Source organism: Imtechella halotolerans, from assembly GCF_028743515.2.
Taxonomy (GTDB): Bacteria; Bacteroidota; Bacteroidia; order Flavobacteriales; family Flavobacteriaceae; genus Imtechella; species Imtechella halotolerans.
Map to the genome: position 1 here is coordinate 1,056,401 of NZ_CP117969.2, position 16,262 is coordinate 1,072,662.

At 36.0% G+C, this 16,262-nt stretch carries 18 protein-coding genes; 6 read left to right on the forward strand and 12 right to left on the reverse strand.

The window, feature by feature from the left end; translation table 11 throughout:
- Nucleotides 1-7: 7 nt before the first annotated feature.
- Both PT603_RS04765 and PT603_RS04770 read left to right on the forward strand, forming a co-directional pair.
- A complete protein-coding gene (locus PT603_RS04765) occupies nt 8-1,312 on the forward strand; it encodes a dipeptidase (RefSeq protein ID WP_008240936.1) in 1,305 nt (434 codons plus the stop codon).
- A 21-nt stretch (nt 1,313-1,333) separates the two neighbouring features.
- Complete coding sequence (locus PT603_RS04770) at nt 1,334-2,599, forward strand: mechanosensitive ion channel family protein (protein WP_008240937.1); 1,266 nt, start codon at nt 1,334-1,336, stop codon at nt 2,597-2,599.
- A 20-nt stretch (nt 2,600-2,619) separates the two neighbouring features.
- On the opposite strand, the gene PT603_RS04775 is transcribed toward PT603_RS04770, so the two are convergent.
- Entirely contained in the window at nt 2,620-3,006 is a 387-nt protein-coding gene (locus PT603_RS04775) for an acyl-CoA thioesterase (protein WP_008240940.1), read from the reverse strand.
- A 223-nt stretch (nt 3,007-3,229) separates the two neighbouring features.
- Here PT603_RS04775 and PT603_RS04780 point away from each other — a divergent pair, with 223 nt between their 5' ends.
- Together PT603_RS04780 and PT603_RS04785 are read left to right on the forward strand one after the other, a co-directional pair.
- Nucleotides 3,230-3,637 carry a hypothetical protein gene (locus PT603_RS04780; protein ID WP_008240941.1) on the forward strand — a complete coding sequence of 136 codons (408 nt, stop codon included), beginning with the start codon at nt 3,230-3,232 and terminating at the stop codon, nt 3,635-3,637.
- A gap of 64 nt (nt 3,638-3,701) precedes the next feature.
- Entirely contained in the window at nt 3,702-4,145 is a 444-nt protein-coding gene (locus PT603_RS04785; protein WP_008240943.1) for a GreA/GreB family elongation factor, read from the forward strand.
- Here the strand turns inward: PT603_RS04785 and PT603_RS04790 are convergent.
- Nucleotides 4,142-4,822, reverse strand: a complete 681-nt coding sequence (locus tag PT603_RS04790) for a DUF2461 domain-containing protein (protein ID WP_008240944.1) — start codon at nt 4,820-4,822, stop codon at nt 4,142-4,144. The genes PT603_RS04785 and PT603_RS04790 overlap by 4 nt on opposite strands.
- Nucleotides 4,823-4,917: 95 nt before the next feature.
- Between PT603_RS04790 and epsC the strand changes: the two genes are divergently transcribed.
- Together epsC and cysM are read left to right on the forward strand one after the other, a co-directional pair.
- On the forward strand, nt 4,918-5,709 hold the full coding sequence (gene epsC, locus PT603_RS04795) for a serine O-acetyltransferase EpsC (protein WP_008240947.1): 792 nt from the start codon (nt 4,918-4,920) through the stop codon (nt 5,707-5,709).
- Nucleotides 5,702-6,586: a cysteine synthase CysM gene (gene cysM, locus PT603_RS04800; protein ID WP_008240948.1), complete on the forward strand. Its 885-nt coding sequence runs from the start codon at nt 5,702-5,704 to the stop codon at nt 6,584-6,586. The genes epsC and cysM overlap by 8 nt, the downstream gene beginning before the upstream one ends.
- Nucleotides 6,587-6,597: 11 nt before the next feature.
- Here the strand turns inward: cysM and corA are convergent, their stop codons facing one another.
- Genes corA through hisG form a run of 10 tightly spaced genes read right to left on the reverse strand, consistent with a single transcriptional unit; the run spans nt 6,598 to nt 16,090 of the window.
- The gene (corA, locus tag PT603_RS04805; protein WP_008240949.1) at nt 6,598-7,680 is read right to left on the reverse strand and encodes a magnesium/cobalt transporter CorA; all 1,083 of its coding nucleotides are present in this window, start codon (nt 7,678-7,680) and stop codon (nt 6,598-6,600) included.
- 29 nt (nt 7,681-7,709) lie between these two features.
- Nucleotides 7,710-9,026, reverse strand: a complete 1,317-nt coding sequence (locus tag PT603_RS04810) for a Na+/H+ antiporter NhaC family protein (RefSeq protein WP_008240951.1) — start codon at nt 9,024-9,026, stop codon at nt 7,710-7,712.
- 5 nt (nt 9,027-9,031) lie between these two features.
- Nucleotides 9,032-9,631, reverse strand: coding sequence for a bifunctional phosphoribosyl-AMP cyclohydrolase/phosphoribosyl-ATP diphosphatase HisIE (gene hisIE / locus PT603_RS04815; RefSeq protein ID WP_008240952.1), 600 nt, complete (start codon nt 9,629-9,631; stop codon nt 9,032-9,034).
- 4 nt (nt 9,632-9,635) lie between these two features.
- A complete protein-coding gene (gene hisF / locus PT603_RS04820; RefSeq protein ID WP_008240953.1) occupies nt 9,636-10,391 on the reverse strand; it encodes an imidazole glycerol phosphate synthase subunit HisF in 756 nt (251 codons plus the stop codon).
- Between the two features lie 3 nt (nt 10,392-10,394).
- The gene (gene hisA / locus PT603_RS04825) at nt 10,395-11,117 is read right to left on the reverse strand and encodes a 1-(5-phosphoribosyl)-5-[(5-phosphoribosylamino)methylideneamino]imidazole-4-carboxamide isomerase (protein WP_008240954.1); all 723 of its coding nucleotides are present in this window, start codon (nt 11,115-11,117) and stop codon (nt 10,395-10,397) included.
- 3 nt (nt 11,118-11,120) lie between these two features.
- Nucleotides 11,121-11,702: an imidazole glycerol phosphate synthase subunit HisH gene (gene hisH / locus PT603_RS04830; protein WP_008240956.1), complete on the reverse strand. Its 582-nt coding sequence runs from the start codon at nt 11,700-11,702 to the stop codon at nt 11,121-11,123.
- 31 nt (nt 11,703-11,733) lie between these two features.
- Nucleotides 11,734-12,870 (reverse strand): bifunctional histidinol-phosphatase/imidazoleglycerol-phosphate dehydratase HisB, encoded by a 1,137-nt coding sequence (gene hisB, locus PT603_RS04835; protein ID WP_008240958.1) that lies wholly within the window; start codon nt 12,868-12,870, stop codon nt 11,734-11,736.
- 3 nt (nt 12,871-12,873) lie between these two features.
- Nucleotides 12,874-13,932: a histidinol-phosphate transaminase gene (gene hisC / locus PT603_RS04840; RefSeq protein WP_008240960.1), complete on the reverse strand. Its 1,059-nt coding sequence runs from the start codon at nt 13,930-13,932 to the stop codon at nt 12,874-12,876.
- A 3-nt stretch (nt 13,933-13,935) separates the two neighbouring features.
- On the reverse strand, nt 13,936-15,216 hold the full coding sequence (gene hisD / locus PT603_RS04845) for a histidinol dehydrogenase (RefSeq protein ID WP_008240963.1): 1,281 nt from the start codon (nt 15,214-15,216) through the stop codon (nt 13,936-13,938).
- A 16-nt stretch (nt 15,217-15,232) separates the two neighbouring features.
- Entirely contained in the window at nt 15,233-16,090 is an 858-nt protein-coding gene (gene hisG / locus PT603_RS04850) for an ATP phosphoribosyltransferase (RefSeq protein ID WP_008240964.1), read from the reverse strand.
- Nucleotides 16,091-16,262 lie beyond the last annotated feature (172 nt).

A 16,262-nucleotide genomic window follows, 5' to 3' on the forward strand; every position in this document is an offset into this window, starting at 1 on the left:
TTATACTATGATTAAAAAAACTATTTCGATTGCACTGCTATCTCTTGCGCTTTTTTCTTGCAAAGAAAAAACTCCTGAACTTACACCCGAAGAGGCTCTGGTAAAACGTGCTAAAGAAATTCATGAAAAGGTTTTAACCATTGATACACATGCTGATATCAATGTAGCTAATTTTACAGACAGTATCAATTATACCCAAGACTTAGACACCCAGGTTACGCTTCCCAAAATGGAAGCTGGAGGACTTGATGTGGCGTGGTTTATTGTTTATACAGGACAAGGAGAACTAACTGAGCAAGGGTACGAAGTAGCAGCTAAAAGTGCTATGGAAAAATTTGATGCAATCCATAAATTAGTTACTGACTTTGCTCCTGAAAAAATAGGACTGGCTACCTCTTCTAAAGAAATAAGAGACATTCATGCTCAAGGTAAAATGGTAGCAATGATTGGGGTAGAAAATGGGTATTCTCTAGGAACTGATTTAACAAACTTTGAAAAGTTTTATAAGCTTGGAGCTCGTTATATTTCTTTGTCTCATAATGGACATAGCCAATTTTGTGACTCTAATACAGGTGAAGCGGACAGTTTGTGGCTATATAATGGTTTAAGTGATTTAGGCAAACAAGCTGTTACTGAAATGAATCGTTTAGGGATTATGATTGATGTATCTCACCCATCAAAAGAATCTATGAAACAAATGATTGCGCTTTCCAAAGCTCCTATCATTGCCTCGCATTCTTCGGCTAGAGCACTTTGCAACCATTCTCGTAACCTAGATGATGAACAATTATTGTTAATGAAGGAAAATGGAGGAGTTGTACAAACCGTTGCTTTTAGTGCCTATACCAATACAGAAAAACATGAAGCCTTTAATAAGGCTAGACAGGAGCTACTTAAAAAAGTAGGAGATGAAATGGGGTTTGAACGTAAGGATCGCTCCGAAATCATGAAAATGGATGAAGCCAGTAGAACGGCCTATTTGGACACTTATAAAAAAGTACAAAAAGCTGCTGAAGCTCAAATAGAAAAACTAAAAGAAACTGTAATCCCTGTAAATGTGGCTGATTTTGTTGACCATATCGATTATATGGTAAAACTAATTGGTATAGATCATGTGGGGATTAGTTCCGATTTTGATGGAGGTGGCGGCGTTGAAGGCTGGAATGATGCCTCTGAAACCTTTAATGTAACCCTTGAACTTGTAAGACGTGGTTATTCTGAAGAAGAAATCGCTAAATTATGGGGTGAAAACTTACTACGTGTTTTGGATGAGGTCCAGGCGGTAGCGCAAAAATTACAATCACAATCTTAAAATAAGTAATGACATTTTAGTATGACCTTGTATGAACTAAGTAAAGTTGTTTATCGGTTTCTTCGAGATCAGGGAATTGATAGAACAGTTTCAACAAATATCAATTTATTTGTCAACCTTGTGTTGGTAAGCTTACTATTGTTATTTATTGACTGGTTCATTAGAAAGTTTATTGTGGTGGCATTTCATATGTTTTCCAATCGAACTAAAACCACTTTTGATGACTTTCTAGTCAAAAGTAATTTTCCAAAATACATAGGTCATATTATACCATTCATAATATTCGTGTATCTAATTCCCACTTTGTTTGATGATTTTCCAAAGTGGGAAAAGATACTGCTGAAAGCTACAGATATTTACATCATTGTACTATCTGTTTGGATTGTTAGAAGTATCGTAAAATCTACACGTGAATATTTAAAAAGTAAAGATGATTATAAGGATAAGCCTATAGATAGCTTTGCTCAGGTAATTATATTATTCTTATGGTTTATTGGGTTTATTTTTATTTACTCAGAGTTTACCGAAGAGAAAATGCTTCAGTTTCTAGGAACTTTAGGAGCAGCTTCTGCGATCATATTACTCATGTTCAGGGATACAATCTTAGGATTTGTAGCTAGTATTCAGGTGTCCATAAACGATATGGTTCGCATTGGAGATTGGATCACCCAAGAGAAATACGGAGCTGATGGTAACGTAACTGAAATTAACCTTACCACTGTGAAAGTTCAAAATTTTGACTACACAATTACAACTATTCCTACCTACGCTCTTATTTCAGATTCTTTTAAGAACTGGAGAGGAATGCAGGAAAGTGGCGGTAGACGTATTAGAAGAGCCATTTACATAAAAGCCAATAGTATTAAGTTTCTGTCAAAAGATGATTTGGAACGGTTTTCAAAAATCCAAATGATAACGCACTATATTGAGCATCGACAAAAGGATATTGATAAATACAATACCGATCATGGGTACAATAAAGATGTCATGATTAATGGTAGAAACCAGACTAACTTCGGAATCTTTAGAAAATACTGCGATTTATATCTAAAAAATCATCCAGCCACTAACAAAGATATGCTGATGATGACACGTCATCTACCACCAACACCTCAGGGTATACCTCTAGAAATTTATGTATTTTCAAGTGACAAACGTTGGGAGAATTATGAACGAATCATGGCAGATATATTTGAGCACCTAATTGCCGCTGCACCGTATTTTGATTTAGAATTATATGAATTACCCACCGGAAAGGATTTTACCGTTTCTAAACACTTAGATTAGTAAATCATTCTTCTTTCGGATTATTTTAATCGATCACGTACAAATTCTATCTCAGTTTTTCCATGAGGTAAAGGTTTGCCATCTTCACCTAAATTCACCATGATTATTTTTTCAACTTGTATAATCGTTTCTCTGGTCATTTTATTTCGTACTTCACAAGTGAGTTCTAAGGATGTTTTACCAAAATGAGTAGCAAGCATTCCAATTTCAATAATATCACCTGTTTTAGCTGAACTTGTAAAGTTAATTTCGGACATGTATTTAGTTACTACCCTTTGATTCTCTAATTGTATAATTGCATATAAAGCCGCTTCTTCATCGATCCATGCTAATAATTTCCCTCCAAAAAGAGTTCCATTGGCATTTAAATCTTCTGGTTTTACCCATTTTCTAGTGTGAAATCTCATGAGTATATTTCAATTTAATTGTGATTACATTGACGTACTACAAGCATGGTATTTAGAAAGTGAATTCATTCTAATTGCAATGTATTTCTATGACTACAAGATACTAAACTCTTCCAAAAACAACAATTTCAGAATATAGATTGTTTATAAACTAGTTGAAAACTACAAGATTAATGTTCCAAATGCCCATTTATTATTGGCTAACTTTAGTAAAACTTCTCTTATGAACACTCGAACCACTAATCTTACCCGTATTCGTCCAGAAGTTTCTTCAGTGACGTTTAATGAACAAATGAGCTGTGACGAACGTTTTCAAAATCAAACGTTACGTCCGGTAATCAAACTGCAAAACGAACTGCTAATTGAAGCTTTTCGTAATTATGCTAATAAACACAAAGGTGTATTCTTTACATTATCCATAGAAAAGCGCATGCACTATATAGAAAATGCAATACAGAAGGATATTAAATTTCGAAACTCTCTTAAGGGGATGATTATAGGACAATTTACTGTAGAGGAGTATTTAGTCTATATAGAAAATTCTTCTGCCCTTAACAAACGTATGATGAATATTGTAATTGAGAACCTTAAAAATCAATTACTACTGTTAGAATCTGAAAACGTTGCATAATTTTCATTTAAGGGGTTTTCGCTTTACTTTTTAGCTTAATTTTGCAGTCTAATTTTTGGAAGCAATGATTAAAGAACAAGTGTATCGAAAGTGCCTGGACATTTTAAATGCTCGTATTGACAAATATAAGGGCGAGCTGGAAATCATTAAAGAATCTATTGAAAACAATGACAAAGCCTCAAGCGATGAAGAAGGAGGTGGAACTACTGATTTTACATCTGCACAGAACAAAGTAGTACAATACTTAGAAGAGGCTAATCAGATGAAAGATCAACTCAAACAAGTTGATATTTTCCAAACCAATGAGGTGGTTAAAATTGGAAGTATCATTGAAACTTCAATGGGAAATTTCTTCTTATCGATTCCTCTAGGTAAAATTGAATTGGATGGTAAAATGTTTTTTGCTATTTCTAAAGAGGCTCCTGTTGGTCAATTACTTCTTGACAAACAAGTTGGAGATACGGTTACCTTTAACAATAACAACTTTACTATTAAGGTAATTCACTAGTCTATTAAAGAAACACCGTTTAAATCGGTCGTCAATACTTCGCTCATATAATCAAAATATGGGCGAATTTTTTTATAGGCCTCATCTACCGTACTTAGAAAGGAAACAGATAACACCTCCTCATCTGTAAAGGAATGCTGTGCATAGAATTGCTTTTTTTTGATTAGGTCTATGGCAGGATGGTTTTTATCAAATCCCTTGGGAGCTGTTTTAACCTCCTCTCCTTGCAAATTTCCAAAAGTTGACACAAAATCTGGATCATTTAATATTTTACGTATATAGACATCATCCATTTCAAATTCCTTTCTAATACGTAAAAGATCATCGGGTTTGGGATCCCAAAAACCACAAGCTATAAAAGAATTTCCTGGTTCAATATGTAAATAGTACCCTCCTCTTAAATGAGGCTTTCTTCTATGGTAAGAAACAGCTAAATGGTTTTTATAGGGTTGTTTATTTTTTGAAAATCGAACGTCTCGATAAATTCTAAACATCTTCATGGCATCAATATCATCATGAGCTCGTAATAAATTTAGAACTGAAGAAAAAAAAGCTTTGGTATGCGTTTCTTCATTTTTGAATTGCTTTTTATGTTCTTCAAACCATTCCTTCGTATTATTTGCTCTTAATTCTTTAAGAAATTCAATGGTTGTCGGTTGAAGTACATCAATAATCATTGGTTTTATCTTTTATAAATTGCAGTTTAAAGTTACTATTTTCTACTATAATGAAGCGTAATAATTGTTAATTTTACATTCCATAAAAGATCGCTATGAGTCAAGAATCTATTATATCGCTTCTCGAAGCTCACAAAAAACATCCCAATCTAAAAATACGTCTTAAGGAAAAAGCTGAACTGTTTACACATCGCCTTTTCTATACTTTATTCGACGCTGAAACCCCAGTTGCAGAAAATCTGAAAGAAGTAGAAACTATTTTTACAGAATTAGTTGATTTAGTGTGTTGGAAAACAGAAAAGCCTTGCCATACAGTTTGGGAACAATATGTCTCGAAGCTTCCCAATATCCTTGAAAAGCTTAACTTGGATGCGTGTGCCACGACACAAAACGATCCTGCCTCCCACTCTATAGAAGAAGTGTATCTTTGCTATCCTGGTTTTCATGCTATTGCAGTCTACAGACTTGCTCATGAACTTCATAAAATGGGTTTTCCAATGGTACCACGTCTTATGACTGAATATGCACATCGCCTAACCGGTGTTGATATTAATCCTGGTGCTCAGATTGGAGATTCATTTTTTATTGACCACGCCACAGGTGTGGTCATAGGTGAAACAACCATCATCAAAAACAATGTTAAAATATATCAGGGGGTTACCCTAGGAGCCTTATCGGTATCAAAAAAAATGCAAAATGTAAAACGTCATCCAACTATTGAGGACAATGTAACTATTTATGCCAATGCTACCATTTTGGGTGGAGAAACAATTATAGGTGCCAATAGCGTAATTGGAGGAAACGTTTGGTTAACATCCTCTATACCAGCAAATTCACTGGTAACTCATACCCCTGAAATCAAAATTAAGACTGTAAATCATGAATAATTTCATATTAGATCAAATAGGTAATACTCCCCTTGTAGAGGCCAAAAAATTAATAAACAAACCAGGGGTTACACTTCTTTTAAAACTAGAAGGCAACAACCCAGGAGGCAGTGTAAAGGACAGACCAGCCTACAACATGATTAAAAGCGCTTTAGAACGCGGAGATATTAATAAGGATACTAAACTTATTGAAGCTACAAGCGGTAATACCGGTATCGCCTTAGCCATGATTGCTGGGTTATATGGACTCAATATCGAACTTGTAATGCCTGAGAATTCGACAAAAGAAAGAGTACAGACAATGAGAGCATATGGAGCTAAAGTAACACTCACTCCTGCTCAGGTGGGTATTGAAGGCAGTCGTGATTACGCCGAATCAAAGGTAGCCAATGAAGGTTATGTAATGATTAATCAATTTGGCAATGATGATAATTGGAAGGCTCATTACAAGACTACCGGACCTGAAATATGGAATGATACCAATGGAAAGGTCACTCATTTTGTTTCCTCGATGGGCACAACTGGTACTATTATGGGAACTTCTACCTACCTTAAAGAACAAAATTCTGATATTCAAATTGTAGGCGTACAACCTGATGATGTATCTAAAATCCCCGGAATTCGAAAATGGCCAAAAGAATATTTGCCTAAAATTTTCAATCCTGACAAAGTAGATCAAATCATAGAAGTCACAGAAACAGAAGCAATTCAAATGACCAAGCGATTAGCCAAAGAGGAAGGGATTTTTGCTGGTATGAGCAGCGGTGGTGCTGTAGCAGCCGCCCTAAAGCTGATTGAAACAATAGATAGTGGTGTTGTGGTAGCCATTGTTTGTGACCGTGGAGACAGATACCTTTCTTCTGATCTTTTTGAGTAGTCACCAAAGGGTTACAACCATTTTTTACGTTTAAAATAATAGAGCATTGCTAAGAAGATAACAAGCATAACTATCCACACTATATAGTATCCATTTTGGTAATGTAACTCTGGCATGTTCTCGAAATTCATTCCATAAACCCCCACTATAAAAGTTAAAGGAATAAAAATGGTTGCAATGATGGTAAGTACTTTCATGACATTGTTCATTTTGTTACTTACGCTACTCATATACATATCCATTAGTCCCCACAACATATCACGGTAGGTTTCAATGGTTTCAATAACCTGGATGGTGTGATCATATAAATCCCTAAAGTACTTTTGGGTGTCATCAGAAATTGAGGGGTGTTCTGCCTTTTCAAGATTTCCTACAACCTCTCTTAAGGGATAAATAGAGCGACGTATTTTAAGGACTTCTCTTTTAAGTTGTTGTATTTCACCTACCAGATTATCAGTGGGATTATAAATTAACTGATCCTCTAGCACCTCAATTTTATCACCTAAGGTTTCTAGGATAAGAAAATAGTGATCTATTACAGCGTCCATTATGGCAAAAAGCAGATAATCAGCTTGCTTATTTCTAATCACGCCTCTAGGCTCCTTGATACGTTGACGTATAATGTCAAAAACATCTTTATCATCCTCCTGAAAGGAAATCACTGTATTATCTTTAAATACTAGTGATATGTGTTCTATAATAAGTTCATTTGCTTCATTGTAATAAAGCATTTTTAGAATTACAAAAAGCCCCCCTTTAGTCAATTCTTCAATTTTAGGGCGATGGTTGACATTAACTACATCCTCCAACTGTAAGGGGTGCATCCCTACTGATTTTCCCAACTCCTCAATAGCTTTTACATGAAACAGGCCATTGAGATTCACCCAAGTAACAGCATCGGTTGCCAAAAACGCCACTGCATCTTCTACAGTAGTACAATCTTTATGAGTAACACCTTCCGGTGTATAATTATATACTTCTATGATAAGCTCGCTAGACTCTTTATTCCCAACGTAGGTCATGGTTCCCGGAGGCAACCCAACTTTTTTATGCGATTTGGAAATACGTTTAGCTCTTTTTTTTGAAGTTGCCATCGATCATACTATTTTTATAAAAATACAAATTATTTAATCTTAGCTATCAATTTATCCCACAAAGGGGTATAAATACTTATAAGTGTCATCCCTAATAAGGCAAATAAATACCAGGCATGTTCCAAGACAGAAATATAATCTGTATTTCCCTGAGAAAAGTTTAAAATTAGAAGCATTTGAGCTCCATAAGGCAATATTCCCTGAACTACGCACACAAAATTGTCTAAGATGGTAGCTGATTTCCTAGGGTCTAATTGATACGAGTCATTAATGTTCTTGGCAATGGTACCCGTTATTATGATAGAGACCGTATTATTGGCTATAGCCGTATTAGTAAGTCCGGTAAGGAATCCCATCCCAGTTTGTGCTGATTTTATAGAACGGATTTGTTGCGATACCATTTGCATCACAAATGCAATACCTCCGGCCTTACGAACCATTGCAGCTAATCCTCCTGTAAGCATGGCTAATAAAAAAATATTAATCATTCCTGTAAACCCTTGGTAAATTTCTTGGGCGAAAGTTAAAAGCCCAAAATCACCATAAGCCAACCCTATAACACCAGCAGCAATAATACCAGTAAATAAAGTGTAGAACACATTTATTCCTGAAACAGCCAACCCAACAACTAAAAGATAAGGAATGATTTTAATTACCGAAACAGGGGTTTCTGGGCTTACTTGTGTAGCCATTTGAGCATCAGGTAGAAAAAACAATAACAGAATAATTGTTATTAAAAATGCAGGTAATGCAATTAAGGTATTTACTTTGAACTTCTCACCCATCTTAACACCAAACGATTGGGTTGCTGCGATGGTAGTATCCGATATAATGGATAGGTTATCACCGAACATTGCCCCGCTAAGAAGCATACCGCATAATAAGGCTAATGATACACCACTTTGATCAGCTAAGCCTACAACAATAGGCCCCATGGCTACAATGGCTCCTACTGAAGTTCCAGTAGCTAATGATAAAAATGCAGTGATAATAAAAATTCCAATAGGTAAATATTTTACAGATATAAATTGCATTCCTAGTTGTACAACAGCATCTACACCACCCATGGTTTTAGTAACCGTTGCAAATGCTCCGGCCAATAGAAAAATGATACACATGGTCATGATTCTGCTCTCTCCACACCCCTGAAGGAAGGTAGCAATTTTTTGTTGCGTTCCTCCTTTTAAGGCTATAAAAGCAGCGAATAATCCTACCAATACTGCAATGGGGGCTGGCAATGCATAGAAATCATTTAGTAAAACTCCGGTTCCTAAAAAAACCGAAACAAAAATCAACAATGGAATGAGTGCCCATCCATTTGGTTTAATAGTATGGTTATCTTGCATAGGTACTATTTATGTCTGCTTTGCAAACGTTTTTCAATATCCGCTAAAGTAAATCCTTTGGCTTGGAGCAAAATTAAGTAGTGAAACAATAAATCGGAAGCTTCATCTAGAAAAAGTTCGTTGTTATTATCTTTAGCTTCAATTACTGTCTCCACAGCCTCTTCTCCGACTTTCTGTGCAATTTTATTAATCCCACTCCGGAACAGTGAGGCAATATAACTAGTAGGGTTATTACTATCCAGTTTACGAGAAGCTATAATTGCTTCCAGAGTAGTAAAAAAACCAAAACTAGGGTCGTTTCTTTCCCCCCAACATGTATCAGTCCCAGTGTGACAGGTAGGTCCTTTAGGATGCACCGATATGAGGAGCGTATCATTATCACAATCAATTTTTACATCCACTAATTCTAAAAAATGACCACTTTCTTCTCCTTTGGTCCACAGCCTGTTTTTTGATCTGCTAAAAAAAGTAACCTTACCACTACTAATGGTCTTGGTGTAGGCTTCATTATTCATATAGCCTAGCATTAAAACCTTCTGAGTACTAGCATCTACTATAATGGCTGGTACCAGTTTATCTGAATTTTTTGAAAAATCTATATTCATATCATTATATTCTTACAGGAATTCCCTGCTGTTGTAATTCTTTCTTTAACGTTTTTAATTCAATTTCATTAAAGTGAAAGACACTAGCTGCTAAAGCAGCATCTGCCTTACCTTTTATAAAGGCATCTGTAAAATGTTCAATTTTTCCTGCACCTCCCGAAGCTATAATAGGAATTGACAGTGAATCTGATAAAATGGCTAAGGCTTCATTTGCAAACCCATCCTTGGTACCGTCATGATCCATAGAAGTAAATAAAAGCTCCCCCGCACCTCTTTGTTCAACTTCCTTTGCCCAGTCAAACAAATCCAACTGGGTAGGAACCTTTCCTCCTACCAAATGCACTTTCCAACGTCCATCCATTTGACGTGCATCTACAGCGACTACCACACATTGACTCCCAAATTGTTGGGATAATTCTGTAATTAGATTTGGATTTTTTACAGCAGCCGAATTAATTGAAATCTTATCAGCGCCGCATTGCAACAAGATTTCAACATCCTGTACAGCCGAAATCCCACCTCCCACTGTAAAAGGTATGGTGACATTTTCTGCCACCCTTAAAACTAAATCAGCCAGTGTTTTTCTTCGTTCTTCCGTGGCCGAAATATCTAAAAATACAAGCTCATCCGCCCCATTTTCAGCATACTTAGCAGCCAACTCAACAGGATCACCAGCATCTTTAAGTGCTACAAAATTAACACCCTTTACTGTTCTCCCATTTTTTATATCTAGACAGGGAATAATACGTTTTGCTAACATTCTTTACTGTATAAATTCTTCTAATTGTTTTAAACTAATTCTTCCTTCGTAAATGGCTTTCCCTATAATAACTCCTTCGCATCCAAGTGCTGCCAATTTTGGCAATTCATCATAGTGTGAAATCCCTCCTGAAGCAATCAATTTAAGTCCATCAGTAGTCTCTTCAAGTATGGCTTTATATAACTCAAATGAAGGGCCTTGAAGCATACCATCCTTAGAGATATCGGTGCAAATCACATAGGATATGCCTTCCTTTTGATAGGACTGTATAAATGGTAGTAATTCCTCCTGAGAAGATTCTTGCCAACCACTAACCGCAATCTTATTATTAAGTACATCAGCTCCTAATATAATTTTTTCAGGGCCGTACTCATTTAGCCACCTTTTAAAAAGTGATTTATTTTTTACGGCAATACTTCCTCCTGTAATTTGAGAAGCGCCAGATTCAAACGCTATCTTCAGGTCTTCATCTGATTTCAATCCTCCTCCAAAATCAATTTTCAAAGGAGTATTTGAAGCGATGTTCTCAAGAACTTTATAGTTTACAATATGGCTAGCCTGAGCACCATCAAGATCGACTAAATGCAAATGAGTAATTCCATGATCTACATAGGCTTTAGCTACTTCCAATGGATGTTCATTATAGGTTTTTTGAGTGGCATAATCACCTTTTGAAAGACGAACACATTTTCCGTCAATGATATCAATTGCAGGTATTATTCTCATACATTAAAGTTTTAAAAAATTGGATAATAACTGAATTCCAGCGTCACTGCTTTTCTCGGGATGGAATTGCACCCCATAAAAATTATCAACTTGTAATGCAGCGCTATAAGGGAACCCATAGGTCACTGTTGCAATAGTAGAAGGGCATAAAGCCGCATAAAAACTATGAACCAAATACATATATTCATTTTCAGCAATTTCAGAAAATAAAGGAGTCTGAAGTTGATTAATTGTATTCCAGCCAATTTGGGGAACCTTTAAAGTACCGGGGAACCTAACCACATCTACCTCAAAAATTCCTAACCCTTGGGTTTTACCCTCTTCTGAAAATTTGCACATAAGTTGCATCCCCAGACATATACCTAATACAGGCTGAGTTAGTGATGGGATAAGGGTATGTAATCCACTATCTATTAATTTCATCATTGCCGAACTAGCCTCTCCTACACCCGGAAAAATAACTTTATCTGCGCCTCTTATCGTTTCAATATTCTTGGTTAAAATAGCCTCATATCCCAATCGTTTAATGGCAAATTTGATACTCTGGATATTTCCAGCTCCATAATCAATGATTGCTATTTTCATTTGTTCTTTTTTCAAATTTCATATGTGTTTTTTACAACATTCCTTTTGTTGATGGCAATATCATTTTTTCGATATCTCTTTTTACAGCCATCTTAATAGCTTTGGCAAATGCTTTAAAAATAGCTTCAATTTTATGGTGCTCATTAGTACCTTCCGCCTTTATATTCAAATTGGCTTTAGCGCCATCTGTAAAGGATTTGAAAAAGTGAAAAAACATCTCTGTAGGTACCTTTCCGATCAGTTCTCTTTTAAATTCAGCGTCCCATACCAACCAATTTCTGCCACCAAAATCAATTGAAACTTGTGCTAGGCAATCATCCATAGGAAGGCAAAAGCCATAACGTTCTATACCAAGTTTATCTGACAAGGCTTTATTAAAAACCTCTCCAAGGGCTATAGCTGCATCTTCTATGGTATGGTGTTCGTCTACCTCTAAATCACCTTTAACTTGGATTTCCAGGTCCATTTGACCATGTCTTGCGATTTGATCAAGCATATGATCAAAAAATGGCAATCCTGTAGAAATAGTACTTTTTCCACTTCCATCCAAATTTATAGCTATTGTAATATCCGTTTCATTGGTTTTACGATTTATTGAAGCCGTACGATTTTCATATTTTAAAAACTCATATATACGCTGCCAATCATTACTTTCTAATGAGATAAAAGAGGCAAGTTCATTGACATCACACTGAGTCTCTCCACTTCCTAATTTAGTATTATCATTAATGAAAATAGCTTTTGCACCCAAGTTTTTTGCTAACTCCACATCTGTCATTCGATCCCCAATGACATACGAATTAGCTAGGTCATAGTCCTTAGAAAAATAGGGAGTTAGCAATCCTGTCCTAGGCTTACGAGTCGGGGCATTCTCATGAGCAAAGGTGCGGTCAATTACTATCTCATCGAACTGAATACCTTCATTGGCTAACGTTTTTATTATAAAATTTTGAACTGGCCAAAAGGTTTCTTCTGGGAAACTAGACGTCCCCAGACCATCTTGATTAGTCACCATTACCAATGAATAATCGAGCTCCTTAGCAATTTTTGACATATAGATAAGTGCTTGCGGGTAAAAATCAAGTTTATCGAAACTATCTATTTGTTCATCGGCTGGTTCTTTTATAAGGGTTCCATCCCTATCTATAAATAATACTTTTTTAGACATATGTTAGTTCTTTAGGGTAGTTAATACGTTTATTAATTGTTTATTCTCTTCTGAGGTTCCAATGGTAAATCGCAATGTATTAGTGCACATAGGTTGGGTACTACGATTTCGCACTACAACACCTGCCTTTAGTAATTGGGTATATCGAAGCTGTGCATCATCTACTTCTGCCAAGATGAAATTAGCATCAGTAGGAAATACTTTATTTACATATGGAAGCTCACCTAACGCTTTGATCAACAGTGCCCTTTCTGCTAATATAAGGTCAATTTCACTTTTTACACCTTTTTGGTCAACAACTCTTTGAAGGGCTTTTTTTTGGGTTAATTCATTTACATTATAAGGGGGCTTAATTTTAGTTAAAACCGAAATAATCTCCTGTGAAGCATAGCAGATTCCCAAGCGAATCCCAGCCAAACCATAGGCTTTAGAAAGCGTTTGAACCACTATTAAATTTGGATACTTCTGTAGCTTACTAAGCCAACTCTGCTGAGAAGAAAAATCAATATAGGCTTCATCTATAACAACTAACCCCTTGGTATTTTCCAATATTTTTTCAATTTTTTTCGATTCAAAGGAATTCGCTGTTGGATTGTTGGGTGAACATAAAAACGTAATTTTCGTATACTCATCTGCAGCATTCATCACTCCAATTTCATCAGGTTGAAAATCACTTGTCAGCAATACTTCTCTATTCTCAACAGCATTTGTATCCGCCAGAACACTATACATTCCATAAGTGGGAGGTAATGTTATAATATTGTCCACTCCAGGCTCACAAAAAGCACGAAACAATAAATCCAACACTTCATCACTCCCATTTCCCAGTAAAATCTGATTACTATCGACCCCTTTTATTCGGGCCAATTCTTGTTTTAATGAACGTTGTTGAGGATCAGGGTAACGGTTCACGCCATTTTCAAATGGATTCTCATTAGCATCTAAGAAAATCATGTCTTGAGAACTGTCTTTAAATTCATCTCTTGCAGAAGAATACGGAGTCAATCTTTTGACATTGACACGAACCAAGGAATCTAAAGTAAATTTAGTCGTTTTCATCATGTATTATAAACTTTTTAAACGAATACTAACAGCATTTTTATGCGCTTGCAAGCCTTCAGCATCAGCCATTTGTTCTATGGCAGGTCCTATATTTTTAATTCCTTCTACAGTTATTTTTTGAAAAGTCATACTTTTCAAAAAGCTATCTAGATTTACCCCACTATAATTCTTAGCATACCCATTGGTGGGCAAGGTATGATTTGTTCCAGAAGCATAATCACCGGCACTTTCAGGAGTATAATTTCCAATAAAAACAGAGCCTGCATTGACTATTTCTCGAACAATAAAGTCTTCTTCCAAAGCACATACAATAAAATGTTCAGGACCATAGTCATTTATAAAAGTCAATGCTGTCACAGTATCCTTTACCAAAATCAACCTTGAATTCTGCATGGCTTTTTCGGCAATTTTACGACGAGGTAAATCAGGTAATTGACGCTCAATTTCCAGGGAAACCTCCTTTAGAAGGACCTCTGATGTGGTCACTAAAATGACTTGACTATCTACTCCGTGTTCTGCTTGACTCAATAAATCTGAAGCAACAAATGAGGCATTAGCTGTTTCATCTGCAAAAACTAATAACTCACTAGGCCCAGCAGGCATATCAATCGCTACACCATATTTGGTAGCCAATTGCTTAGCAGTCGTGACAAACTGATTTCCTGGTCCAAAAATCTTATATACTTTTGAGATGCTTTCGGTACCAAAAGTCATAGCAGCTATGGCTTGAATCCCTCCTATTTTTGCAATTTTAGTTACTCCGCAGAGTTGGGCTGTGTATAAAATTGCGGGATTAATAGCCCCATTCTTATCAGGAGGAGTACATAGTAGAATTTCTTCACAACCTGCTAAATTTGCAGGTACGGCAAGCATCAAGATAGTTGAAAATAAAGGCGCTGTACCTCCAGGAATGTACAGACCTATTTTTTGAATGGGTCTCTTTTCTTGCCAACAATAAACTCCGGGCATAGTTTCAATTTCTACCTTTGTTGTTTTCTGAGCCCCATGAAATCGTTCAATATTCCCTTTAGCTAGTTGTATCGCATTTTTCAATTCCTTAGAAAGGGATGCTTCAGCCAATTGAAATTCCTCTTGCGATACATAAAATTCATCCAAAGAAACTCCATCAAAAATAGACGTATATTTAGCCAAGGCACTATCCCCTTTTAATCGGACTTCATTAAACACCTCCAGCACGGTAGTTTCGATAGAAGCCATAGAGTCCGTAGGACGTTGAAGTAATTCTTCCCAATTGGCTTGGTTTAGTTTGTATATACTATTCATTAGTTTATTTTTTTAATTACAGTACCATTTTTTCAATCGGACACACTAAAATGCCTTCTGCTCCTGCTTCTTTAAGCTCATCTATTACTTCCCAAAATGTATCTTTATTGATTACAGTATGAATAGAACTCCAACCCTCCTCAGCTAGGGGCAGGACCGTTGGGCTTTTCATTCCAGGAACTATACTAATAATCTGTTCAAGTTTCTCATTTGGTGCATTTAGAAGTACATATCTAGACTCTCTGGCTCGTAACACAGATTTTATTCGAAATTGTAATTTTTCCAATATGGCCTTCTTCTCCTCAGATAGACTTGGAGCAATAGTGAGAACAGCCTCACTTTTTAAGATTACATCTACTTCTTTTAAATTGTTCTTAAAAAGAGTACTTCCACTGGATACAATATCACAAATAGCGTCTGCCAGTCCAATATTGGGAGCTATTTCAACAGAACCATTAATAATATGAAGTTCAGCATTTACCCCCCTTGATTGCAAAAACTCCATTACGGTATTGGGATACGAAGTGGCAATTTTTTTACCTTCAAAATCTTTAATAGACCGATATTCAGAATCTTTGGGAATGGCCATTGAAACTCTACATTTGGAAAAACCTAGCTTTTCAACTACTACCAAATCCTTGGCCTTCTCAAATAGTAAATTCTCACCAATAATGGCTGCATCCACAACCCCATCGCGTAAATACTGAGGGATATCTCCATTTCTTAAATACAATACCTCTAGAGGGAAATTACGAGCATCTGCTTTAAGCTGATCCTTCCCGTTGTCAATAGAAATACCACAATCTTTTAGAATTTGTAAGGAATCCTCGTTGAGTCTTCCCGATTTTTGAATAGCAATTTTAAACTTTTCCATGTTGCTTTGTAGTTAATGTCTAAGCCATTCCACGGAAAATAAAAAACCCGTTTGAATGACTCAAACGGGTTTATATGATTGTTTACTTTACACAATACACTTTCAACTCGCCTGAGAGCCAGTATGAAAATGATGATGATGTAATTGGTTTAAAAACATTTCTTTGTCTTGA